Origin of the sequence: Streptomyces marincola, assembly GCF_020410765.1 — a bacterium.
Taxonomy (GTDB): domain Bacteria; phylum Actinomycetota; class Actinomycetes; order Streptomycetales; family Streptomycetaceae; genus Streptomyces; species Streptomyces marincola.
Window position 1 is genome coordinate 854,076 of the sequence record NZ_CP084541.1, and the last position, 21,618, is coordinate 875,693.

General features: G+C 75.6%; 19 protein-coding genes. 4 read left to right on the forward strand and 15 right to left on the reverse strand.

What is annotated here, in order from left to right:
• Positions 1-50 precede the first annotated feature (50 nt).
• The 4 genes from LC193_RS03605 to LC193_RS03620 form a co-directional block, all read right to left on the reverse strand.
• Entirely contained in the window at positions 51-1,373 is a 1,323-nt protein-coding gene (locus LC193_RS03605) for a lysine N(6)-hydroxylase/L-ornithine N(5)-oxygenase family protein (protein WP_226071455.1), read from the reverse strand.
• Entirely contained in the window at positions 1,370-2,881 is a 1,512-nt protein-coding gene (locus LC193_RS03610; protein WP_226071457.1) for a pyridoxal phosphate-dependent decarboxylase family protein, read from the reverse strand. The genes LC193_RS03605 and LC193_RS03610 overlap by 4 nt, the downstream gene beginning before the upstream one ends.
• 521 nt (positions 2,882-3,402) lie before the next feature.
• The gene (locus LC193_RS03615; RefSeq protein ID WP_226071460.1) at positions 3,403-4,395 is read right to left on the reverse strand and encodes a DNA polymerase Y family protein; all 993 of its coding nucleotides are present in this window, start codon (positions 4,393-4,395) and stop codon (positions 3,403-3,405) included.
• A complete protein-coding gene (locus LC193_RS03620; RefSeq protein ID WP_226071462.1) occupies positions 4,392-7,940 on the reverse strand; it encodes a DNA polymerase III subunit alpha in 3,549 nt (1,182 codons plus the stop codon). The genes LC193_RS03615 and LC193_RS03620 overlap by 4 nt, the downstream gene beginning before the upstream one ends.
• A 340-nt stretch (positions 7,941-8,280) precedes the next feature.
• On the opposite strand from LC193_RS03620, the gene LC193_RS03625 reads away from it, so the two are divergent.
• A complete protein-coding gene (locus tag LC193_RS03625; protein ID WP_226078466.1) occupies positions 8,281-8,910 on the forward strand; it encodes an HAD family hydrolase in 630 nt (209 codons plus the stop codon).
• A 22-nt stretch (positions 8,911-8,932) separates the two neighbouring features.
• Here the strand turns inward: LC193_RS03625 and LC193_RS03630 are convergent, their stop codons facing one another.
• Positions 8,933-9,802, reverse strand: coding sequence for a phytanoyl-CoA dioxygenase family protein (locus LC193_RS03630; protein ID WP_226071470.1), 870 nt, complete (start codon positions 9,800-9,802; stop codon positions 8,933-8,935).
• A 118-nt stretch (positions 9,803-9,920) separates the two neighbouring features.
• Here LC193_RS03630 and LC193_RS03635 point away from each other — a divergent pair, with 118 nt between their 5' ends.
• The gene (locus LC193_RS03635) at positions 9,921-10,850 is read left to right on the forward strand and encodes a helix-turn-helix domain-containing protein (protein WP_226071472.1); all 930 of its coding nucleotides are present in this window, start codon (positions 9,921-9,923) and stop codon (positions 10,848-10,850) included.
• On the opposite strand, the gene LC193_RS03640 is transcribed toward LC193_RS03635, so the two are convergent.
• The 6 genes from LC193_RS03640 to LC193_RS03665 form a co-directional block, all read right to left on the reverse strand.
• Positions 10,829-11,641 carry an urease accessory protein UreD gene (locus tag LC193_RS03640; protein WP_404819339.1) on the reverse strand — a complete coding sequence of 271 codons (813 nt, stop codon included), beginning with the start codon at positions 11,639-11,641 and terminating at the stop codon, positions 10,829-10,831. The genes LC193_RS03635 and LC193_RS03640 overlap by 22 nt on opposite strands.
• A gap of 50 nt (positions 11,642-11,691) precedes the next feature.
• Complete coding sequence (ureG, locus tag LC193_RS03645; protein WP_226071474.1) at positions 11,692-12,423, reverse strand: urease accessory protein UreG; 732 nt, start codon at positions 12,421-12,423, stop codon at positions 11,692-11,694.
• A 90-nt stretch (positions 12,424-12,513) separates the two neighbouring features.
• On the reverse strand, positions 12,514-13,188 hold the full coding sequence (locus tag LC193_RS03650) for an urease accessory protein UreF (RefSeq protein WP_226071476.1): 675 nt from the start codon (positions 13,186-13,188) through the stop codon (positions 12,514-12,516).
• A gap of 10 nt (positions 13,189-13,198) precedes the next feature.
• A complete protein-coding gene (locus LC193_RS03655; RefSeq protein WP_226071484.1) occupies positions 13,199-14,920 on the reverse strand; it encodes an urease subunit alpha in 1,722 nt (573 codons plus the stop codon).
• Positions 14,913-15,245: an urease subunit beta gene (locus LC193_RS03660; RefSeq protein WP_226071499.1), complete on the reverse strand. Its 333-nt coding sequence runs from the start codon at positions 15,243-15,245 to the stop codon at positions 14,913-14,915. The genes LC193_RS03655 and LC193_RS03660 overlap by 8 nt, the downstream gene beginning before the upstream one ends.
• A gap of 91 nt (positions 15,246-15,336) precedes the next feature.
• Positions 15,337-15,639, reverse strand: coding sequence for an urease subunit gamma (locus tag LC193_RS03665; RefSeq protein WP_226071502.1), 303 nt, complete (start codon positions 15,637-15,639; stop codon positions 15,337-15,339).
• Positions 15,640-15,855: 216 nt separating this feature from the next.
• Between LC193_RS03665 and LC193_RS03670 the strand changes: the two genes are divergently transcribed.
• The gene (locus LC193_RS03670) at positions 15,856-16,881 is read left to right on the forward strand and encodes an aspartate-semialdehyde dehydrogenase (protein WP_226071511.1); all 1,026 of its coding nucleotides are present in this window, start codon (positions 15,856-15,858) and stop codon (positions 16,879-16,881) included.
• A 63-nt stretch (positions 16,882-16,944) separates the two neighbouring features.
• Here the strand turns inward: LC193_RS03670 and LC193_RS03675 are convergent, their stop codons facing one another.
• Together LC193_RS03675 and LC193_RS03680 are read right to left on the reverse strand one after the other, a co-directional pair.
• A complete protein-coding gene (locus LC193_RS03675; RefSeq protein WP_226071513.1) occupies positions 16,945-17,295 on the reverse strand; it encodes a DoxX family protein in 351 nt (116 codons plus the stop codon).
• Between the two features lie 17 nt (positions 17,296-17,312).
• Complete coding sequence (locus tag LC193_RS03680; RefSeq protein ID WP_086161323.1) at positions 17,313-17,618, reverse strand: hypothetical protein; 306 nt, start codon at positions 17,616-17,618, stop codon at positions 17,313-17,315.
• Positions 17,619-17,732: 114 nt separating this feature from the next.
• Between LC193_RS03680 and LC193_RS03685 the strand changes: the two genes are divergently transcribed.
• The gene (locus LC193_RS03685; protein ID WP_226071515.1) at positions 17,733-18,689 is read left to right on the forward strand and encodes a LysR family transcriptional regulator; all 957 of its coding nucleotides are present in this window, start codon (positions 17,733-17,735) and stop codon (positions 18,687-18,689) included.
• Positions 18,690-18,803: 114 nt separating this feature from the next.
• Here the strand turns inward: LC193_RS03685 and LC193_RS03690 are convergent, their stop codons facing one another.
• The gene (locus LC193_RS03690; protein WP_226071525.1) at positions 18,804-19,880 is read right to left on the reverse strand and encodes a S1 family peptidase; all 1,077 of its coding nucleotides are present in this window, start codon (positions 19,878-19,880) and stop codon (positions 18,804-18,806) included.
• A gap of 473 nt (positions 19,881-20,353) precedes the next feature.
• Complete coding sequence (locus LC193_RS03695) at positions 20,354-21,274, reverse strand: S1 family peptidase (protein ID WP_226071534.1); 921 nt, start codon at positions 21,272-21,274, stop codon at positions 20,354-20,356.
• Positions 21,275-21,618: the final 344 nt, after the last annotated feature.

Consider the following 21,618-nt stretch of genomic DNA (forward strand, 5'->3'; position numbering starts at 1 on the left):
CCTCCCCCGCCCGGTGCGCGGCCCCGGAAGGGGGCCGCGCACCGGCGTGTTCAGCCGGTGGCGCCGAAGGTCTGGAACGCGGTGCGGCGCGGGATGCGGAAGACGTCCCGGCCGGCGGACGCGTTCAGGATGAGCGCGCTGCGGTAGGCGCCGATGCCCAGGTCGGGGGCCGCGGCACCGTGCGTGTGCAGCTCGGCGTTCTGCACGAAGAGGCCCGCCGTCACCTCGGGGACCGTGCGCACCCGGTGGTCGGGGCTGACGTCGTAGCGGCCCTTGGGGTCCCAGGCGATCAGCTTCTCCACCGGGGCCACGCAGTCGGGCCTGCGCCCGGCGTAGCCGGTGGCCGCGATGACGGCGCCGGTGCGGCGGACCGCCTCGCGGCCTGTGTCGGCGTGCCGGGTGGTGAGCTGGACCGCGTCCCCGTCCCGCCGGGCGTCGAGCACGGCGGTGGCCGGCAGCAGGGTGACCGGCGGCCGGTCGCCGTCGAGCATGTGGTCGTACAGCTCGTTGTGGATGAGGTCGATCGTCTCGGTGTCGATGCCCTTGTACAGCTGCCACTGGGAGGCGACGAGGCGGTCCCTGACGGCCGGCTCAAGGCCGTTGAAGTACCGCATGTAGGCGGGCGTGGTGTATTCGAGGACCAGCTTGGAGTAGTCGAGCGGGGCGAAGCCCCAGGAACGGGTGAGCCAGGTGACGGCCCAGCCCGCGTCCCGCTGGCGGCGCAGCAGGTCGAGGAACACCTCGGCGCCCGACTGGCCCGAGCCGACGACCGTGATGTCCCGCACGCCGTCGGCGATCAGCCCGTCGACGCGGTGCAGGTGCTCGCCCGAGTGGAGGACGCGGTCCCCCTCGGCCTTCGCGAGGGCGGGCGGCAGCGCCGGCTCGGTGCCGACGCCGAGGGCGAGGTTGCGCGCGGCCCGCACGCGGATGTCCCCGGTGGCCGCGTCGCGCAGCGTGAGTTCCCACAGGTCGCGCGCGGGGTCCCAGCGCACTTCGTCGACCGAGGTGCCGAAGTGGCAGCCGGGCAGCCGGGCCGCGGCCCAGGCGCAGTAGTCGGCGTATTCGCGGCGGGGCACGTGGAAGCGTTCCGCGATGTAGAACGGGTACATCCGGTCGTGCTCGACCAGGTAGTTGAGGAACGACCAGGGGCTGGTCGGCCTGATCAGGGAGACCAGGTCGGCGAGGAACCCGACCTGGAGCGAGGCCCAGTCGAACATCAGGCCCGGGTGCCAGTCGTAGGCGGGCCGCCGGTCGAACGCGGCGAAGGAGAAGCCGTCGACCTCGTCGGCCAGCGCGGCGAGGGAGAGGTTGAACGGCCCGATGCCGACCGCGGCGAGGTCGAGCACGTCCTGGTCCGTCGTGGTCCCGCTCATGCGGCTGCCTCCACGGCCGAGCCCGCGGCGGCCACGGCCGCGAGCAGTTCGTCGATGTCGTTCGTGGTGGCCTGCGGGTTGAGCAGGGTCAGTTTGAGCCGGACCGAGCCCGCCACGTCGGTGCGGCCGATGAGCGCGGTGCCGCGGGAGAGCAGCAGGCGGCGCAGGGCGCCGTTGACGGCGTCGGGGTCGGCGCCGTGGGCGCGGGGCAGGTAGCGGAAGACCACGGTGGTCAGGGCGGGCGGCGCGGCGAGTTCGAGCCCGGGGTGGGCCGCCACGGTGTCCGCCGCGTGCCTGGCCAGGTCGTGGCACGCCTCCAGCATGGCGCCGACGCCCTCGCGGCCCAGCGCGAGGAACGTGGCGGCCACCTTGAGCGCGTCCGCCCTGCGGGTGGTGGCCATGGAGTTGCCCAGCAGCCCGTCGTAGCCGGCCTCCCCGTCGTCGTCGGGGTTGAGGTAGGCCACGCGCAGCCCGGTGGTGGGGGCGAAGTCCCCGCCGTCGCGGGCCAGCAGGGCACTGGCCGCGGCGGGCTGCCAGGCCGTTTTGTGCAGGTCGATGGTGATCGTGTCGGCGGCTTCTATGCCGGCCAGCAGGGGGCGCATACGGTCGGAGAACAGCGCGCCGCCGCCGTAGGCCGCGTCCACGTGCAGCCGCACGCCGTGCCGGGCGGCCACGGCGGCCAGTTCGGGGAGCGGGTCGATCGAGCCCCAGTCGGTGGTGCCCGCGGTGGCCACGATCGCGATCGGCACCTCGGTGTCCCGGCGTTCGGCGAGCGCGCGTTCCAGTTCGTCGACGCGCATGCGGTGCGCGGCGTCGGTGCGGACCGGTCGCACGGCGCCCTCGCCGAGACCGAGGACGGCGCAGGCCCGCGCGATGGAGAAGTGGGCGAGCTCCGAGCAGTAGACGACCGGCTCGGCGGCCAGGCCGGTCAGCCCCGCCGCCCTGACGTCGCGGCGCGCGCCGAGCGCGGCGTCGCGGGCGATGAGCAGGGCCTGGAGGTTGGACGCGGTGCCGCCCGGGGTGAGGACGCCGTCCGCGTCGGGCCCGTAGCCGGCGAGGTCGGTGAGCGAACGGACGACGCGCCGTTCGATCTCGACCGCGCAGGGGCCGCTGTCCCAGGTGTCGACCGACGCGTTGAAGACGGAGGCGAGCACGTCGGCCGCCGCGGCCACGGAGAGGGCGGGCGGCTGGAGGTGGGCGGCGGCGCGCGGGTCGGCGAGGTCGACGGTGTGCGCGGCGTAGGAGCGGGCGAGGGCGAGCACGGCCTCCCGGCCGCCTCCTGCGCGCGGCATCGGCCCGTCCGGGAGCAGGCTGTCCAGCAGGCGGGACAGCTCCTGCGGCGTGACGGCGGGCAGCGGGCCGGTGCGGCGGCGCAGGGCCGCCGCCGCCTCCCTGGTCAGCTCGGTGACGAGGCGTCCGACCTCGGCCAGTCCTGCCGGGTCTGCGGCCAGCAGGTCGGGCTCCAGGAGCGTGGGGGGCGCGGGTACGGGTGGTGCATGGCCGGGCATGCTCATGGGTTCTCTGGGTGTCCCTTGTCTCGGCTGTCGTGGCGGCGCGCCACGGCGTGGCATGACGGCGTGACGCGCCGGACGCGCGGGGCGCGCGGACGGGTCCTGCTGCGTCCTCGCGCCTTTCGCGCCTTTCGCGTCTTCTCGCGTCTTTTCGCGACTGCGTGTCTTCGCTGCGGTACGTGGGGAACGGTTCGGCGGTACGTGGGGAACGGTCTCGAACGGGCTGCTGGGACGAGCGGCTGCCGGGCGGCTTGGCGGCTTCCGACGGTGGCTGGGTGCGCCGGGGCAGGCTCGGTGGACGGGGATCCGGGGTGGGCCCGGGTCGCCGCCACCGGATCAATTTAGGTTAGGCATACCTAAGTTTGTCAACCAGGTCACGGCGAGTGCTTTCGTTCCGGCAACGTCAACGGGCCGGGGAACAGCGCTGGTTGACCGCTCGGAGGCCCGCGCCGCGGCCCGGCCCTGCCGCTTCCGGGGCCGCCGCGGCGGGCGGCGGCAGCGGGCCGCGGCCGGGCGGCTCAGGCCGCGTCGGGCCGCTTCAGGTTCGCCGCGGGCCCCGCCGCCCGCCGGCCGAAGCGGCGGCGGGCGCGGTCGGCCGCGGCCTCGGCGCGCCGGCGGCGTTCGTCCGCGGGGTCGAGCGAGAGCTGACGGGTGGTGTGCGCGGCGTCCGCGAGGTCCTCCGCGCGCAGGGCGACCGCGCGCACCCGGGCCCGCTGGAGCCCGAGCGCGTCGTGCAGCGCGTAGGCCGCGCCGGCCAGGGCGGGGGTGTGCGCGGTCGGTTCCGCGAGGGTGCGGCTGCGGACGGTGGTGCTCCGGTCCGCGTAACGGACGGTCAGGGTGAGGGTGCGGGCGGCCTGCCCGGCGCCGCGCAGCCGGTGGCCGAGGTCGTCGGCGAGGGTGAGCAGGGCGCGCCGCCGCTGCCCCGCGTCGAGTTCGTCGTGCCCGAAGCGGTGTTCGGCCGACGCCGTGCGGGGCGGTGCCGACGGGACGACGGGGGTGGGGTCGGTGCCGTGCGCGAGCGCCCGCACCCGGCGGGCGCGGGCGGCGCCGAGGATGCGCTGAAGGGTGGCGGGCGGCGCGGCGGCGACCCGGCCCACGGTGTCGAGCCCGTACGAGGCCAGCGTGCGCGCGGTGGCCTCCCCGACGCCGTGCAGCGCGGCGGGGGGCAGGGCGGCGAGGAAGCCGGCGACGGCCTCGGGGTCGTCCGGCACCTCGGACACGCCGGGGGTGTCGCGCCCGTCGGCCGCCATCCGGGCCAGCAGGGGGTTGGGGGCGACGCCGATGACGCAGTCGGTGCCGCGCAGGGCCAGGGCCCGCACGCGGAGGAGCCCGGCGAGCCGCGCCGCGTCGCACCCGAAGTACCGCAGCGCGCCCCCGACATCGGCGAACGCGGCGTCCGGCGGAACGGCGCCCACCACCGGCGTGATGTCGTGGAGCAGCCTCAGCAGCGCCGGGTGCCCGGCGGCGGCGCCCTCGCCGATGAGCCGCGCGTAGAGGATGTGGCGGCTCATCCGGCGCTCCCCGGGCTGGCGTGCCACAGCTTGCGCGGGTGCGCGGCGGAGGTCCCGGCCGGCCGCAGGTCGGCCCAGGGGTGCAGGGTGTAGCCGGGGGCGAGCGCGATCCCGCGGTCGCCCCCGTCCCCGGCGCCGTTCCCCCCGTCCGGGCGCGCGGCGGGCGCCCGGGGCGCGTCGGCGTTCTCCCCGTCCGGTCGCACCTCGGCGGTCTCCTCGGACCGCGCGTCGGCGCCGCCCGCGGCGAGCCGCGCGGCCACCGCGTCCAGGCCGCCGGTGCGGCGGAGTTCCGCCAGTTCCGCGAGGTCCCAGGCGGCCTCGCCGACGACGCTCAGCGTCCGTTGGCCGCGCCGCTGGACCGTGCCGCGCACCAGCAGCAGCCAGGAGTGGAAGAGGGTGTGGGCGGACGCCGGGTGGCTGTCCTCGAAGAACGCGAGGTCGACCAGCCCCGTGGTGTCGTCGAGGGTGGCGAAGATGATGCGCCTGCCCGACCTGATCGCGGGGGTCTGGGTGGCGGCCTTGGCCCCGGCGACCAGCACGGTCTCGCCGTGCTCCGCGTCGCGCAGGCGGCGGGCGGACAGCGCGCCGAGTTCGCGGAGGAAGTCGTGGTGGGCGGTCATGAGGTGCCGTCCGGTCTCCATGCCGAGGACGCCGAGTTCCGCGCCCAGCCGTTCGTCCGCGTCGAGGTCGGGCAGCCCGGCAGGCGGCGCCTGCGCGTCGTCGTCGAGCGGGAGCTGGGGACCGCCCGAGCGGCCGGCCGCGCGGCGCTGCCGGTACTGCTCGGCGATGTGCAGCAGCAGGTCGCGGCGGTTGCCGCCGAACGCGTCGAGCGCGCCGACGCGGGCCAGCCGCTCGGCGACGGGACGGGAGGGCGCGGCCCGTCCCAGCAGGTCGGTGAGGGAGGCGTAGGGCCGCCCGGCGGCGATCCGTTCCGCCTCGTCCGCGCTCATGCCCTGCACCTCGCCGAGCGCGAGCCTGACGCCCATCACTCCAGATTCAGACTCCAGTTCGATTCGATAGGTGGCATCCGAACGGTTGACGTCCAGCGGCAGCACCGGAACGCCGCGCCGCCGCGCGTCGGCGAGCAGCAGCCGCTTGGGGTACATGCCGGGGTCGTGCGTGAGCAGCCCGGCGTAGAAGGCGGCCGGGTGGTGCGCCTTGAGCCAGGCGGACTGGTAGGTGGGCACGGCGAAGGCGACGGCGTGCGCCTTGCAGAAGCCGAAGCTGCCGAACGACTCCAGGATGTCCCACGTCCTGGCCACGGCCTCGGGCGGATAGCCGCGCGCGCCCGCCTCGGCGGTGAACCACTCCCGCACCCGTTCCCTGCGCTCCGGGTCGGACAGCGCCCGCCGCGCCTCGTCGGCCAGCCCGCGGTCGCACCCGGTCATGATGGCGAACACCCCGATCACCTGCTCGTGGAAGATCACCACGCCGTGCGTCTCGCGCAGCACGGGCTCCAGGTCGCGGTGCGGGTGGCGCGGCGCCCGCCTGCCGTGCCTGGCCTCGATGAACGGCCGCACCATGTCGGCCCCGACGGGTCCCGGCCGGAACAGCGATATGTCGACGACAAGGTCGTGGAACGTCTCCGGCTGGAGCCGCCCGACGAGGTCGCGCTGCCCCGGCGACTCGATCTGGAAGCAGCCGAGCGTCTCGGTCGACCGGATGAGCGCGTAGGTCTCCGGGTCCCCCTCAGGCACCCGTTCCAGGTCGATCCGCTCCCCCGTGGCCCGTTCCGTCTCATCGACCGCGTACGCCATGGCGGACTGCATCCGCACCCCGAGCACGTCGAGCTTGAGCAGGCCGAGGTCCTCCACGTCCTCCTTGTCGAACTGCGACATCGCGAACCCCTCGCCGCTCGTGGGCACCACGGGCGTGCGCCGGCGCAGCGAGGCGTCGGAGAGCAGCACGCCGCACGGGTGCATGGCCACCCCGCGCGGCAGGCCGTCGAGCGCTTCCACCAGGTCCCACATCCGCGGCCCGTACCGGTCGGCGTCGATGCCCCGCAGCTCCGGCAGCTCGGCCAGCGCGGCCCGCGCGTCCCTGGCCCTGATGTGCGGGAACGCCGTGGCCAGCCGGCCCACCTCGGCCGGGTCGAGCCCGAGCGCGAGGCCGACGTCGCGCACGGCGTGCCGCACCCGGTAGGTCTCCGGCATGGCGACGGTGGCGACCCGTTCCTCGCCGAAGCGTTCGAAGATGGCCCGGTACGCCTCGATGCGGCGGGCGGACTCCACGTCGATGTCGATGTCGGGCAGCGCGCCGCGGCGCGGGGAGAGGAACCGCTCCATCAGCAGGCCGTGCTCGACCGGGTCCGCGTGCGCGATGCCGAGCAGGTGGTTGACCAGCGAGCCGGCGCCGGAACCGCGGGCGGCCACCCGGATGCCGAGCTCCTTGAGGTCGCGGACGACCTGGGCGACGGTGAGGAAGTAGGAGGCGTAGCCGAGGCGCTCGACGATGGCCAGTTCCTCGTCCAGGCGCCGCCAGCGCGCCGCGTCCCGCTCGTACCGGCGCGCGACCATTCCCGCGGCGCACTGCGAGCGCAACGCGCGGTCCGCGGTGCGCTCGGCGGCGCCCACGAGCCCGGATTCGGGGAAGTGCACCCCGCCGAGGCCGAGGTCGCCTGCCGGGTCGACCCGGCAGGCCGCCGCGGTCTCCTCGGTGAGCGCGAGCAGCCGGTGGGCGGCGGACCGCCCGAAACCGGCCGCCGCCGCGGCCCTGGCCGCGGCGGCGGCCATCTCCCGCGGCCCCTTCAGCCAGCGCTCGCCGCCGTCGAGCGCGCCGCGCGGGTCGATGGGCACCAGGCGGCGCGCGGCGTCCAGCACGTCGGCCACGGGCCCCTGGCCGGGGTCGGCGTAGCGGACGCCGTTGGTCAGCACCGGGCGCACGCCCTGCTCGGCGGCGAGGCCGAGGGCGCGGCCGGCCGCCGCCGCAGGGCCCGCGGCGTCCACCGCGATGCGCAGCGCGTCGCCGAAACGCTCCCGCCAGGGGGCGAGCAGCCGCGCGGCCAGGTCGGGGCGGCCGGCCGCCAGGGCGCGGCCCGGTTCCGAGGCGGGCCCGAGCAGCACGATCAGGCCGTCCCCGTGGGCCTCGGCCCACGGCAGCACCGGCCGTTCGCCCCGGGCCGCCCCCGCGTGCGCCGCGGTGACCAGCCGGCACAGCCCGGCCCAGCCGACCGCGCCCTCCCGGGCGAGGAAGACCGCCCGGGGCGCCGTCTCGTCCGCGAAGGCGCCGCCGCGCACCGGGGTCCTGGCGCGGCGCGGCGCGGACCCGCCCGGGTCGCGCGGGGCGGCAGGGCCGGCGGAGACGGCGGAGACGGCGGAGACGGCGGAGACGGCGGAGACGGCGAGGTCGACCCCGTACACCGGGCGCACTCCGGCGCGCACGCACGCCTTGGTGAAGCGCACGGCGCCCGCGAGGGTGTCGCGGTCGGTCAGTGCCACGCTGTCCATGCCCCGCTCACCGGCCCGCTCAGCGAGCCGTTCCGGGTGCGAGGCGCCGTAGCGCGCGGAGAACCCGGACGCCACATGCAGGTGTGCGAAGCCCGGCATCCGCACCTCCCGTCACGCCCGGCCCCCCTGTCGCGTCGCTGTCCGCATCCACCATAAACCAGCCATCGAACATGCGTGCGAACAAAGCGACGCCCCTGCTCGGCCGCCCTGACAAGCGGAAACAGGCGAACGGGAATTGGCCGAAAACAGCCCTGGAGGTCGCGTCGGTCACAACGCGACGCGGAACGCGCCTCCCGGCCGGCGCCCCGGCGGGGGCACTCCGGCGGGCGCTCCTGGTGCTGTCGGAGCCGCAGGCTAGGCTGTCCGGGTGACCTCTCCCGTCGAGTCGTCCCCCACTGGCTCCGCCCCGGCCTGGCACCCGCCCACCGGGCCGTTCGAGCTGGTCATCTTCGACTGCGACGGCGTGCTCGTGGACAGCGAACCCCTCGCCCTGCGGGTCTGCGTCGAGCTCGGCGCGGAGCTCGGCTGGCCGCTCACCGAGACCGAGATCGTGCACCGCTTCCTCGGCCGCTCCGAGCGCGCCGTCCGTGAGCAGATCGCCGAGCGGCTGGGCGAGGAGCGGGCGGCCCTGTGGGGCGAGCGGTACCGGGAGCGGCTGAACGCGGCGATCGACGCCGGACTGACCGCGGTGGACGGGATCGGCGAGGCGCTCGACGCCCTCGCCCTCCCGCACTGCATCGCCTCAAGCGGCATGCACGACAAGATGCGCCGCACCCTCACCCGCACCGGCCTGTACGAGCGGTTCGCGGGACGCATCTTCAGCGCCTCCGAGGTGGCGCGCGGCAAGCCCGCGCCCGACCTGTTCCTGCACGCGGCGGCCCGCATGGGCGTCGACCCGGCGCGCTGCGCGGTGGTGGAGGACAGCCAGTACGGGGTGCGCGCCGCGCGCGCGGCGGGCATGCGCTCGTTCGGCTACGCGGGCGGCCTGACCCCGCCGGAGTGGCTGGCGGGCCCCGGCACGGTCGTCTTCGACGACATGCGCGAGCTGCCCGCGCTGCTGACCGCCTGACGCGCGGCGCCCTTTCCGGCGGTCAGTGCGGCCCCGCGGCGGCGAACTCCGTGCCGCACGGGCCCGCGCCCTCGCTCTCCGCCAGCGGCACCCGTTCCCCGCTCATCGAGAGCGTCCGGTACCAGGTGCCGATCCGCTCGGCGGAACGGCCCACGTAGTGGCAGATGAACGACCGCCTGAACCGGTCGGCCGTGCGGTTGGGCCCCGAGCCGTGCACCAGGCTGCCGTTGAAGAAGAGCACGTCGCCCGGCGCCATGTCGACCGGCACGGGCGTCAGGCCGGGCGGCGGCGGCACGTACTCGCGGACGAAGGACAGCTCGGGGTCGGCCTCCTCGGGGCAGAACAGGTCCATCCGGTGCGTGCCGGGCACGACTTCGAGGCCGCCGTTCTCGCGGTCGATCTCGTCGCACGCGACCCACGCCGCCACGCACGTGCCCGGCTCCACCCGCAGGTAGAAGTTGTCCTGGTGCAGGGCCTGCCCGCGGGCCCCCGGCGGCTTGAAGTAGAACATGCTCTGCGCCGCCAGCACCTCCTCGCCCAGCAGGCGCTCCAGGATGCCGCGCAGCCGCGGCTCCAGCAGGTAGCGCAGCGCCAGCTCGTTGATCTGGTGCGGGTGCATCACGCGCGGGTACCGGTGCAGCGGGTCCCCCTTCTCCCCGTCTCCGGCCCGGCGCGGCTCGAAGTGGCCCGGCACCGGGCCGGCCGCGTGCAGGGCCATGAACTCCTCGCGCAGCCGCCCGATCTCCGCCGCGCCGAACAGCCCGGGCACCACGAGGTACCCCTGCTCAGCGAACCTCCGCACGTACTCCTCGGCCTCCTCGGCGTTCGTCACACCCGTCACGTCCGTCACCCCTGTCACGCCCGCCCCGTCCGTCGCCCTCGTCGCCGCCATCCGCTGCTCCTCCGCTCCCTGCGGTCGTTCGCGCCCCGGCCGGACGTCTGCCACGCTGGGCCCGTCCGCCGGGGCCGCCCTGCCCGACCGACGGTAGGCCCGCCGCACCGCGCCGAGGATGCCCGTGAACGCCGACCACCTGCCCGAGACCGCTGCCCCGCCGCCCGGCCTGGTCACCGCCGGGTACTTCGACGAACGCCCCGGCTACGCCGTCAGCAGGCCGCGCGGCGCGGACAGCTGGCTGTTCACCTTCACGGCCCTGGGCCGCGGCCTGCTGCGGCAGGGCGACGCACGGGCCGAGGCGGGCCCGGGCGACCTGGTGGTGCTCGGCCCCGGCGTGCCGCACCAGTACGCGACCGCCGAGGGCGCGGGCCGCTGGGCGTTCTGGTGGGTCCACTGCCGGGCCAGGGCCGCCTGGGGCCCGTGGCTGCGCCCGCACGCCGCCGGCGGGCGGCTCTACGCCGTCGCGCCCGTGCCCGCGGCCGTCAGGCCGCGGATCGCCGCCGCCTTCCGCCGCCTGCACGCCGACGCCCGGTGGCCGGGCCACGGCGCGCCGCCCGCGCCCGGCCGGCGGCCGGCGCAGGACCGGGTGGCGGTCGCCCACGGCACCGCGGCCCGCGAACTCGCCCTCACCGGCCTCGAAGAGGTCATCCTGCTCGCCACGGCGGCGGCCGGTGCCCCCGCCGGGGCGCCCCACGGGCGGGCGGAGGCCGCGGGGCCCGCGGCCGGCGATCCGCGCGTGCGGCGGGTGGTGGCGCTGATCGCCGCCGACCCCGGCGCCCCGCACACCGTGGAGTCCCTGGCGGCGCAGGTGGCGCTGTCCCCGTCCCGGCTCGGGCACCTGTTCGCCGAGCAGGTCGGCGACACGCCCATGCGGGTGCTGCGCGACGCCAGGCTGCGGCACGCCGCCCGGCTGCTTGAGGCCACGGACCTGCCGGTGGCGCGGGTGGCCGCCGCGTCCGGGTTCGCCAGCCCGTTCCACTTCAGCCGCGTGTTCCGGGCGCGCTACGGCGCGCCGCCGGGCGGCTACCGGGCCAGGCTGAGATAGCCGGCGCCGCGTTCCAGCAGGCGGCGCAGCACCAGGGCGTCCGCGGCGACGGCGGTGACCAGCGCGGCCGGTCCCGCCAGCGGCGTCAGCACGGCCGTGTCGCCCAGCGCGACGGGTTCCGCCGGCGCGTCCGCGAGCGCCGGGTCGACCACCAGCAGCTGGCCCACCGCGCGGTGGCCGCCGAGGACCGCGCCGCCGTCCCAGCCCGGCACCCCGGGACCGAACGCGAGCTGCTGGTCGAGCAGCGGGCGCCCGGCCCTGGTCACCGTCAACCGCGCCAGCAGCCGTCCCGGGTCCTCCCCTGCCCGGCCGAGCACCTGCTCCTCGCGCAGCACGAGCCGGGCGCCTGCCGCGAGGTCGACCCGGGTCGCGGTATGCAGTCCGCTGCCGCGGACCGAGATCAACGGCTCGGGCAGCCAGTGCAGTTCGCCGTCGTCTCCGACCGTCAGGACGGTGTCGTACGTGGCGGGCGCCGACGGTTCGCGGCCCGGCAGGACGAGGGTGGCCGCGGCTGAGCCGACGCGCAGCGCGGCGCCCGGCGCGACCTCGGCGGTCAGGCGCAGCCGGTCGCCGCCGAGCGGCGCGCTCATCGCGCCGACGACCGTCACCTGCGCCCACGGCCCGGCCGCCCGGGTGCGGCGCAGCGCGAGTGGCCCCTCGCCGCGCAGGACGGGCAGCGCCCCGCCGGGGGCGGCGGCGATCCTGGCGTGCGCGGTCACCCCGGTCCGCGCGGCGGCACCGGGAGGCGCGAGGGCACCGGCAGGCGCGGCGTTCTCCGGCGGCGCGCTCACCGGCGGAGCACTCCCCGGCAGAACGCTCCCCGGCGCGCGGGCGGGCGCGCTCACGCCACCCCCGTCCCCGCGGCCTCCGCGGCCTCCGCGCCCGCCCTCGCGCGGCCGGTCGCCGCCCAGTCGGCCAGCCGCTCGCGCACCCAGTCCGCGACCGGCTCGATGCCGCCGGGCGTGGTGAGCGAGGTGAACGCCACGGGCAGGTCGCCGCGCTGCGCGCGGGCGTCGCGGGCCATCGCGGCGAGGTCGGACCCGACGTAGGGCGCCAGGTCGGTCTTGTTGACCACGAGCAGGTCGGCCGCCGTGACCCCGGGCCCTCCCTTGCGCGGGATGTCGTCGCCCGCGGCGACGTCGATGACGAAGATCTGCGCGTCGACGAGGCCGGTGGAGAACGTGGCGGTGAGGTTGTCGCCGCCCGACTCGACGAGGACCAGGTCGAGCGGCCCGGTGCGGTCCTCCAACTCCTCCACGGCCTCCAGGTTGGCGGAGATGTCGTCCCTGATGGCGGTGTGCGGGCAGGCGCCGGTCTCGACGGCGGTGATGCGCTCGGCCGGCAGGACGGCGTTGCGCAGCAGGAAGTCGGCGTCCTCGCGGGTGTAGATGTCGTTGGTGACGACGGCGATGGCGAGGCTGTCCCGCAGGCGGGCGCACAGGGCGGCGACGGTGGCGGTCTTGCCCGAGCCCACGGGCCCGCCGAGGCCGATGCGCAGGGCGCGGCGGGTGCCGTCGGGTCGCAGGGCGCAGGTGTGCCGCGCGGGGTACGTCTCGTGGGGGTCCAGGTGCATGGGCGGGCTCCGTTTCCGCGGTCGGCCGCCGGGGTCGGCGTGCTCGCCACGTGGTCCTCGATGGGGCGTGGGTGGTTGTCGTTCCGGCGTTCAGGAGGCGAAGAGGCGCACGGGCCAGGCGGCGTGCGCCTGGGCCGCGACATCGAGCAGCGGCGCCGACGCGGCGGGCAGGGCGTCCGTGCCCCGTTCCGGAACGGCGCGGGCCGCGGCCTCGGCCAGGTCGGCGACCCGGTCGAGGTCGGGGGCGAGGCGGGCGGTGAGTGCGGTCGCGTCGAACGGGTCGAGTCCGAGCAGCCTGACGGCCGCCGTGGCCGGGCCGCCGACGGCCTCGTAGGCCGCGGCCAGGGCCGCGTCCCGCGGGGCGAGCCCGGCGGCGCGGGCCGCGAGGCCGAGCACGACCGGCTGGTGCAGCCCGCCGGGGTGGCCGGCCGCGACGGCGTCGAGGTGCGGCGCCGGCCAGGTGGCGCGCGCCGCGCGCAGCAGCTGCCGGCCCAGCCTGCGCGCGGTGGCGCGCAGCGCGGGCGAGGGCGTGCGGGCGTCGGCGGCCTCGTCCAGGTCGCGCGGGTCGCAGCCGCCGCAGGCCGCGGCGGCGAGCGCGGCGGCGACCAGGCCCGTGGTGTGCAGGCGGCCCAGGCAGAACGCGGCCAGCGAGCCGGGGCCTGTGATCCGGCCGGCGCGCACGGCCGCTTCGACGCCTCCCGAGTGCGCGTGGCCCCCGGCGGGGAAGCGGCCGTCCGCCAGGAGAAGCAGCGCCGCGGCGGTCATCTGCGTCCCCTCAGAACAGGAAGTAGCGTTGGGCCAGGGGCAGTTCCGCGGCCGGTTCGGGAACGACCGGCTCACCGTCGACGGTGACGGTGAAGCTGTCGGGGTCGACGGCGACGTGCGGGCGGGCGTCGTTCAGCCGCATGTCGGCCTTGGTGACGCCGCGCGTGTCGCGGATCGCGACCGGCCGTTTGGCGAGGCCGAGCCGTTCCGGCGCGCCGTCCTCCAGGGCGAGGCCGGTGACGAAGTTGACGGAGCCGGCCGCCGCGGCCCGGCCGAGCGCGCCGAACATCGGCCGGGGCAGCACCGGCTGCGGCGTGGGGATGGAGGCGTTGGAGTCGCCCATCTGGGCCCAGGCGATCTGGCCGCCCTTGATGACCAGCAGCGGCTTGACGCCGAAGAACGCCGGCTCCCACAGCACCAGGTCCGCCAGCTTCCCCGGCTCGACGGAGCCGATCTCGTCGCCCATCCCCTGCGCGACCGCCGGGTTGATGGTGTATTTGGCGACATAACGGCGGGCCCTGTGGTTGTCGGCCGCGCCGTCGCCCGGCAGCGGCCCGCGCCGCCGCTTCATCACGTGGGCCGTCTGCCAGGTCCGCATGATCACCTCGCCGACGCGGCCCATGGCCTGGGAGTCCGAGGAGATGATGGAGATGGCGCCCAGGTCGTGCAGGACGTCCTCGGCGGCGATGGTGGAGGGCCGGATGCGGGACTCGGCGAAGGCCAGGTCCTCGGGGACGGCCGGGTTCAGGTGGTGGCAGACCATGAGCATGTCGAGGTGTTCCTCGACGGTGTTGACGGTGTGCGGCCGGGTCGGGTTGGTCGAGCTGGGCAGGACGTTCGGCTCGGAGACGACCGTGATGATGTCGGGCGCGTGCCCGCCGCCCGCGCCCTCGGTGTGGTAGGCGTGGATGGTCCGGCCCGCGATGGCCGCGAGCGTGTCGGCGACGAACCCCGCCTCGTTGAGGGTGTCGGTGTGGATGGCGAGCTGGGCGCCGGTCTCCTCGCACACGCCGAGGCAGGCGTCGATGACGGCCGGGGTCGCGCCCCAGTCCTCGTGGATCTTGAAGCCGACGGCACCGCCGCGCAGCTGGCTGCGCATGGCCTCGCGCGAGGTGGTGTTGCCCTTGCCGAGCAGCCCGACGTTGACCGGGACGCCGTCCAGGGCCTGGAGCATGCGGGCGAGGTGCCAGGGCCCCGGGGTCACGGTGGTGGCCTTGGTGCCCTCGGCCGGCCCGGTGCCGCCGCCCACGAGGGTGGTGATCCCGGAGGCCAGGGCCTCGTCGGCGATCCGCGGGGAGATGAAGTGGACGTGCGCGTCGACGCCGCCCGCGGTCAGCACGCGGCCGTTCCCCGCGATGATCTCCGTCTCGGGGCCGATCACGAGGCCGGGGTGGACGCCGTCCATCGTGTCGGGGTTCCCCGCCTTGCCGAGCGCGACGATCCGGCCGTCCCTGATCCCCACATCGGCCTTGACGACGCCGGTGTGGTCGAGCACGACGGCGCCGGTGATCACGGTGTCGGGGGTGCCCTCGGCCCGGGTGGCGCGGGACTGGCCCATCGACTCGCGGATCACCTTGCCGCCGCCGAACACCGCCTCGTCCCCGGCCCGGCCAGGGCCGCCCGCGAGGTCGTCCTCGATCTCGATCAGCAGGTCGGTGTCCGCCAGCCGCACCCGGTCGCCCGTGGTCGGCCCGTACAGGTCCGCGTAGCGCGCCCGCGGCAGCTCAGCCACGTTCGCCCCCGCGCACGGCCGGGAGCGCTCCCGCGGTCTCGCCGCGCAGGCCGGGCACGATCCTGCGCCCCACCAGCGGCACCAGCTCCACCTCGACCGGTATGCCGGGCTCGAAGCGCACGGCGGTGCCCGCGGGAACGCCGAGCCGCAGGCCGAGCGCGGCCGACCGGTCGAAGTCGAGGCCCGGGTTGGCCTCGGCGAAGTGGTAGTGGGAACCGACCTGGACGGGCCGGTCGGCGAGGTTGCGCACCGTGAGCCGGGTGACCGGGGCGCCCGCGTTGAGCGGCACCGGTTCCTCGGCGTACAGGATCTCTCCGGGAATCACACGATTGCCCTTCTCGGGTCTCGGCCGCCGGGCGCGGCGCTCGCGGGGGGCCGGACGCCCGGCGCGGGGGCCGGGCGTTCGGCGCGGGTGGTCAGGCGATCGGCTCGTGGACGGTGACCAGCTTGGTGCCGTCCGGGAAGGTGGCCTCGACCTGGACGTCGCGGATCATCTCGGGCACGCCGTCCATCACCTCGGCCCGGCTCAGGACCCGCCGCCCCGAGTCCATCAGCTCGGCGACCGTGCGCCCGTCCCGCGCGCCCTCCAGGATGTGCGCGCTGATGAGTGCGACGGCCTCCGGGTGGTTCAGGCGCAGCCCGCGGGCGCGGCGGCGGTCCGCCACATCGGCGGCCACGTGGATGAGCAGGCGTTCCTGCTCGTGCGGGGTCAGTTGCATGCGGGCCCACCTCACCGTTCTCCGTCCGGGAACCGCCGGGTTCTGGAGATTAGTTCGACCTCGTTACGGCGGCGTTACTTCCATTCAGAAGTATCGTCGTGACGGGGCTCACCGAGTGTGACCGACGTCAAAGAATTGGCCGTCGTCCCCTCGCCCGGTGCAGGGTAGAAGACGGGCGCAGCCCCACATACCAGGGACGAGGACACGAGGAGCGTCATGAGAGTCGGGATCATCGGTGCCACCGGCCAGGTGGGCGGCGTCATGCGGCGGATACTGGCCGAACGGAAGTTTCCGGTGGACGAGCTCCGGCTGTTCGCCTCGGCCCGGTCCGCCGGGCGCACGCTGCCCTGGCAGGACGGCACGGTCACGGTCGAGGACGCGGCGGCGTCCGACTACTCGGGGCTCGACGTGGCGCTGTTCTCGGCCGGCAAGGGCATCTCCAAGGAGCTGGCCGAGCAGGTCGCGGCGGCCGGCGCCGTGGTCATCGACAACTCCTCCGCGTGGCGGATGCACCCCGAGGTGCCGCTCGTCGTCTCCGAGGTCAACCCGGAGGCCGCCGGCCTGCGCCCCAAGGGCATCATCGCCAACCCCAACTGCACCACCATGGCCGCCATGCCCGTGCTCCGCCCGCTGCACGCCGAGGCCGGTCTCACCGGCCTCGTGGTGGCCACCTACCAGGCGGTCTCGGGCAGCGGCCTGGCCGGCGTCGCCGAGCTGGACCGGCAGACCCGCGGCGCCGTGGCGCAGGACGCGACGCGCCTGACGTCCGACGGGCTCGCGGTGGACTTCCCCGCGCCCGAGCAGTACGTGCGGCCGATCGCGTTCAACGTGCTCCCGATGGCCGGCTCGATCGTCGACGACGGCCTCGATGAGACGGACGAGGAGCAGAAGCTGCGCAACGAGAGCCGCAAGATCCTCGGCATCCCCGGCCTCAAGGTGTCGGGCACCTGCGTGCGGGTCCCCGTGTTCACGGGCCACTCGCTCCAGATCAACGCCCGTTTCGAACGGCCGCTGTCCCCCGCCAGGGCCCGCGAGCTGCTGGCGGACGCCCCGGGCGTCGAGCTGTCCGACATCCCCACCCCGCAGCAGGCCGCCGGCCGCGACGCCAGCTACGTGGGGCGCATCCGGCGCGACGAGACGGCCGAGAACGGCCTGGCGCTCTTCGTCTCCGGGGACAACCTGCGCAAGGGCGCCGCGCTCAACGCGGTGCAGATCGCGGAGCTGATCGCCGCCGAGCGCTGATCCCGACGCCGGGACGTGCGGCGGGGGCCGGGGGCGCGTGCCCCCGGCCCCCGCCGCTGCCCGTTACTGGGAGATCGCCAACGCGAACGACGCGACGGCCAGCGCCAGGTAGGTCCCGGGAAAGGCCATGTTGTAGAACACCCGGGCGCGCACGTGCACGGCGACGGCGCCGATGAAGAAGAGCACGAGCCCGCCGGCGGCGGCGATGCCCAGGATGTCCATACCGAGCAGCCCCAGCAGGAGCCCGACCGCCCCCGCGGCCTTGAGGCCGCCGAGCAGGGGGAGCATCGACTGCGGCACCCCCACCTCGGCGGAGTTCGCGAGAACGAACTTCGCCCGCGCGAAGTCCGCGATGGCTATCCCCCCGGTCACCACGATCGTGACGACGGTGACCACCACGTACAGGACAGACATGTCGTGCCCGCCTCCCGTCAGCCGAACAGGCGGTGGGCGCCGAGCACGTCGAACGGCCGCGGCGCGGGCGGCCCGTCGACGGACCACTTGGCCACGGCCGCCTGGAGCCGCTGCCCCGCCGGCAGGCCGGGCAGCGGGTTCTCCACGCCCTCCTCCAGCGTGAGCAGGGCGACGAACTCGGTGCCGCCGGCGGCGCGCAGGTAGGCGTACCGCACGCCCTCCGGGCCCGCCGCCGCCAGCTCGGCGACGGTGTCGGTGATCGCGTCGACGACCTCGGCGACGCCTTCTTCGGCCACTCGGTACGTGAGCATCAGGGTGGGCATGGGTGGTTCTCCCGCGGATCGGCTGAGGTGGGCCGGCCCGCTGCCCGCCCACCGGCTACCAGCCTTCCCGCAGCCCCGGACGACGTCCAATACCTGCGCCCATAACCTGGGGGCATGGATGTCGACACCCGGCTGCTGCGGTACTTCGTCGCGGTCGCCGAGGAGGGAACGCTGACCCGCGCGGCCGAGCGCCTGCACGTCTCGCAGCCCGCCCTCACCAAGCAGATCAGGCAGTTGGAGACCCTGCTGGGCACGCGCCTGTTCACCCGCTCCCGCACGGGCATGGCGCTCACGGGAGCGGGCCGGGCGCTGGCGGGGCGGGCGCCCGGCCTGCTGGCCGACCTCGACCTGGCGACGCGGGCGACGCGGGCCGCCGCCGCGCGGGCCCGGCGGGTGCTGCGCGTCGGCTACCTGGCGAGCGCGGCCAACGAGGCCACGCAGGAGATCGTCGCCGAGTTCACCCGCCGCAGGCCCGACTGGCGGGCGGAGATGCGGCAGGCGACGTGGGCCGACCCGACCGGCGGGCTCGCCGCAGGGGACGTCGACGTCGCGCTGGTCCGCCTGCCCGCCCCGGGCCAGGACCTCCCCGCCCAGGACGGCCTGCGGGTGGCGGAGCTGCTGACGGAGCCGCGCTGGGTCGCGCTGCCCGCGACGCACCCGCTGGCCGGGCGCGAGGTGGTCCCGTTCCCCGAACTGCTCGACGAACCGTTCGTGGCCGCGCCGGCCGGGACGGGCCTGTGGCGGGACTACTGGCTGGCCACCGCGGAACGCGACGGCAGGCCCGTGCGGGTCGGCGCCGTCACCGAACGGCCCGACGACTGGCTGAGCGCGATCGCCAACGGCTACGGCGTCGCCCTGGCCCCCGCGTCCGCCGCGCGCTTCTACGCGCGCCCCGGCGTCGTCTACCGGCCCGTGCGCGACGTCCCGCCCAGCCGCATCGGCGTCGCCTGGGCGCCGGATTCGGCCGGCCCCGCCGTGCGGGACTTCGTGCGCGCCTGCCTCGCGGTCTGCCGCGGCCCCGCGGCCCGGGAGCCGTCGGCTCCCGGGCCGCAGGACCCGCCCGAACGGTGACCGCCTCGCGCGCGGCGGCGGGCCGGGACGCGCGCGGCCCCCTCCGTCCCGCCCGGGTCGGGGCGGTCCCGAGGGGGCCGCTCGGGGAGGGCGGGACGCCCCCTGGGAGCGCCGTTACGGCAGCGTCGCGCCGACCGCGTCGAGCGCGTCCGTCACCGGGTAGAAGAACGTGGTGCCGCCCGAGGTGCAGTCGCCGCTGCCGCCCGAGGTGATCCCGACGGCGGAGCTGCCGGAGAACAGCGCGCCGCCGCTGTCGCCCGGCTCGGCGCACACGCTCGTCTCGATCGTGCCGTGGACGGTGCCCTGCGGGTAGCTCACGGAGACGTCGACGGCCGTGACCTCGCCGCCGTGCAGGCCGGTGGTGCTGCCGCTGCGCTGCACCTGCTGGCCGACCGTCGCCTCGGCGGCGCCGGTGATCTCCTGCGTGCCGCCGTCGTAGAGGTTCACGGCGCTGGGGTGATCGACGTCCGCGCTGTACTCGACCAGCGCGTAGTCGCCCTCGGGGAACACACTTTCCGCCATGGTGCCGATCGGGTCTCCGCCCGCGGACTCGGACCACGTGCTGCCGGTCGACCCGCAGTGGCCCGCGGTGAGGAAGCCCGGCTGGTCACCCACCGTCACGTTGAAGCCGAGCGAGCAGCGCGCGCCCGAGCTGTGGATCGCGTCACCGCCCGCGATGAACGGCGCGAACGCGCCAGGCCGCTGTTCCAGCGTCGCCAGGCCGTCCAGCGCCTCGACCGAGTCGCGCACGGATTCCAGCGCCGCGCCGGTGACCGTGCTGTCCACGGTGACGCGGACGGTGTTGCCGACCGGGTCGACCGACCAGGCGGTGCCCGGCACGGCGAACTCCTCGACCTGCGCCCTGACTTCGGCGAGCGTGGCGGAGCTGTGCTCCACCACGCGGGCCCGCGCGCCCGCGTCGCGCACGGTGTCGGCCGCCGTCTCGTCCAGCACGTTGACCACGAGGGCCTTGGTGTCGGCGTCGTAGAAGGCACCCGCGGCCTCGTCGCCGAGCCGGTCGGTCAGGGAGCCGGCCAGCTCGCCGGCCTCGGCCGAGGAGAGGACGTCGGGTGCGGCCGGTGCCGCGGGGGCGGCGTTGGCCTGGGTCACGGCGAGCGAGCCCGCGAGCAGGGCCGCCAGGCCGGTGGCAGCGGCGAGCAAGCGCCGGTGCGATGTGCGTCGGTGTGTCACGCTCTTTCCTCCTGTGGGGGGTGGAGCCTTCGGCTCCGGAGAGAGCACGGACGTGGCCGGCTTTCGATGTCGGTCACGTCCATGCCAAGCGGTGTGGCGAGTATTCCCAGCCCGGCCGAGTCATACAAGCACGAGATCTTGCCCCGAACATACGATCACACCGTGCGAGGTAATGCGCGTAAACCGTCCAGAACTTCGTGTGTTTTCCCGCCGATGCCCCACTCCCGAGGCACCCGGTGCCGGGCCGCTGTCACCCGATGTGAGCGAGGCCCCCCGACATCGCTTGGACTAGACCTGTCTGAAAATAGTTGTTACAGGCCGCCCTTCGCCCCGAGCGCCCCCTTCGCCGACCGCACCCGGCCGTCACGCACACCACTTCCGCCCGCGCCGGCACAGGAGAACCGCCCCCGCCCGGCGAGCGGGCGGGGGCGGCTGATGCGCGCGCCCGGCGCGAGGGCGCGGGCACAGGAGCGTCAGTACACGCTCACGCCATAGGCGTTGAGCGCCTCGACGATCGGCTGGTAGAACGTCGTGCCGCCGACGGAGCAGTTGCCGCTGCCGCCCGAGGTGAGGCCGAGCACGGTGTTGCCGGAGAAGAACGGGCCGCCGCTGTCGCCCGGCTCGGCGCAGGCGTTGGTCCGCGTGAGGCCGGAGACGATGTCACCGCCGCCGTAGTTGACCGTGTAGTTCAGCCCGGTCACGGAACCGCTGCGCAGGCCGGTGGTGCTGCCGCTGCGCTGCACGGCCTGGCCGTTGGTGGCGTTGGCCGCGCCCGTGATCTCGCGCGTGGTGCCGTTGTACAGGTTGACCGTGCCAGGGCGCGCGACCGAGCTGTCGTAGCGCACGATGCCGTAGTCGTTGCCCGGGAAGCTGGAGCCGGTCGTCGGGCCGATGTAGGTGCTCAGCGAGGAGTTCGTGTACCAGCTCGGGAAGCCCTCGGTGCAGTGCCCCGCGGTGATGAAGTAGTCCGTGCTTCCGGAGCGGACGTTCACCCCCGCGGAACAGCGCCAGCCGGCGCTCGCGTAGATCGCGTCGCCGCCCGCTATGTAGCGCTCCAGGGTGCCGGGCAGCTCCTCGACGGTGATCGCGTCGGCGAGCGGCCCCGCCTCCTCCATGATGGTGTCCAGCTCGGCGTCCGTGACGGTCTCGTCGACGGCGAGCAGGAGGCGGTTCGCCTCCTCGTCGACCGTCCACGCCGTGCCGCCGTCGACGCCCGAGGCCAGCACCGCGTCGCCGGCCGCGGCCAGTTGCGAGGCGCTGAACGTCGCGACGGGGTCGGCCTGGGCCGTCCCCGGCAGGGCGAACGCCGCCGTGGCCAGCAGGCCCGTCGCCGCGGCGGTCAGCCCGAGCCGGCGGGTTCCGCGTCCGTGGGGGTTGGTGCGCTTCGAACTCACTTGGCTTCCTCCCAGTAGGGGAATCACCGGGCCGTCGGGTAGCGGCCCGTGAGGCATGCTCAGGGGCCGGTGTCGCCATGCCCCTGACAAGCGCTGCCCCGCATCCTCGCGTTCGCCGCGCCCCTTGCCAAGAACGCGTTTCGGCCACGACGGACACGGACCGTGTCACCCGGATGGCGGGGCGTGCGCGACTTACTCTCCGTCAGCGCCTCGACACCGCAACGCCGCTGATGGGACGCCACATCGTATGCACCAGAACCGTTACGAAACCGGCCGGGCGCGGCTATCCGCTTGGCGCATTGTCCGCATCATGGTCGACCATAGGAGGGCCGCGGACGGGTAGG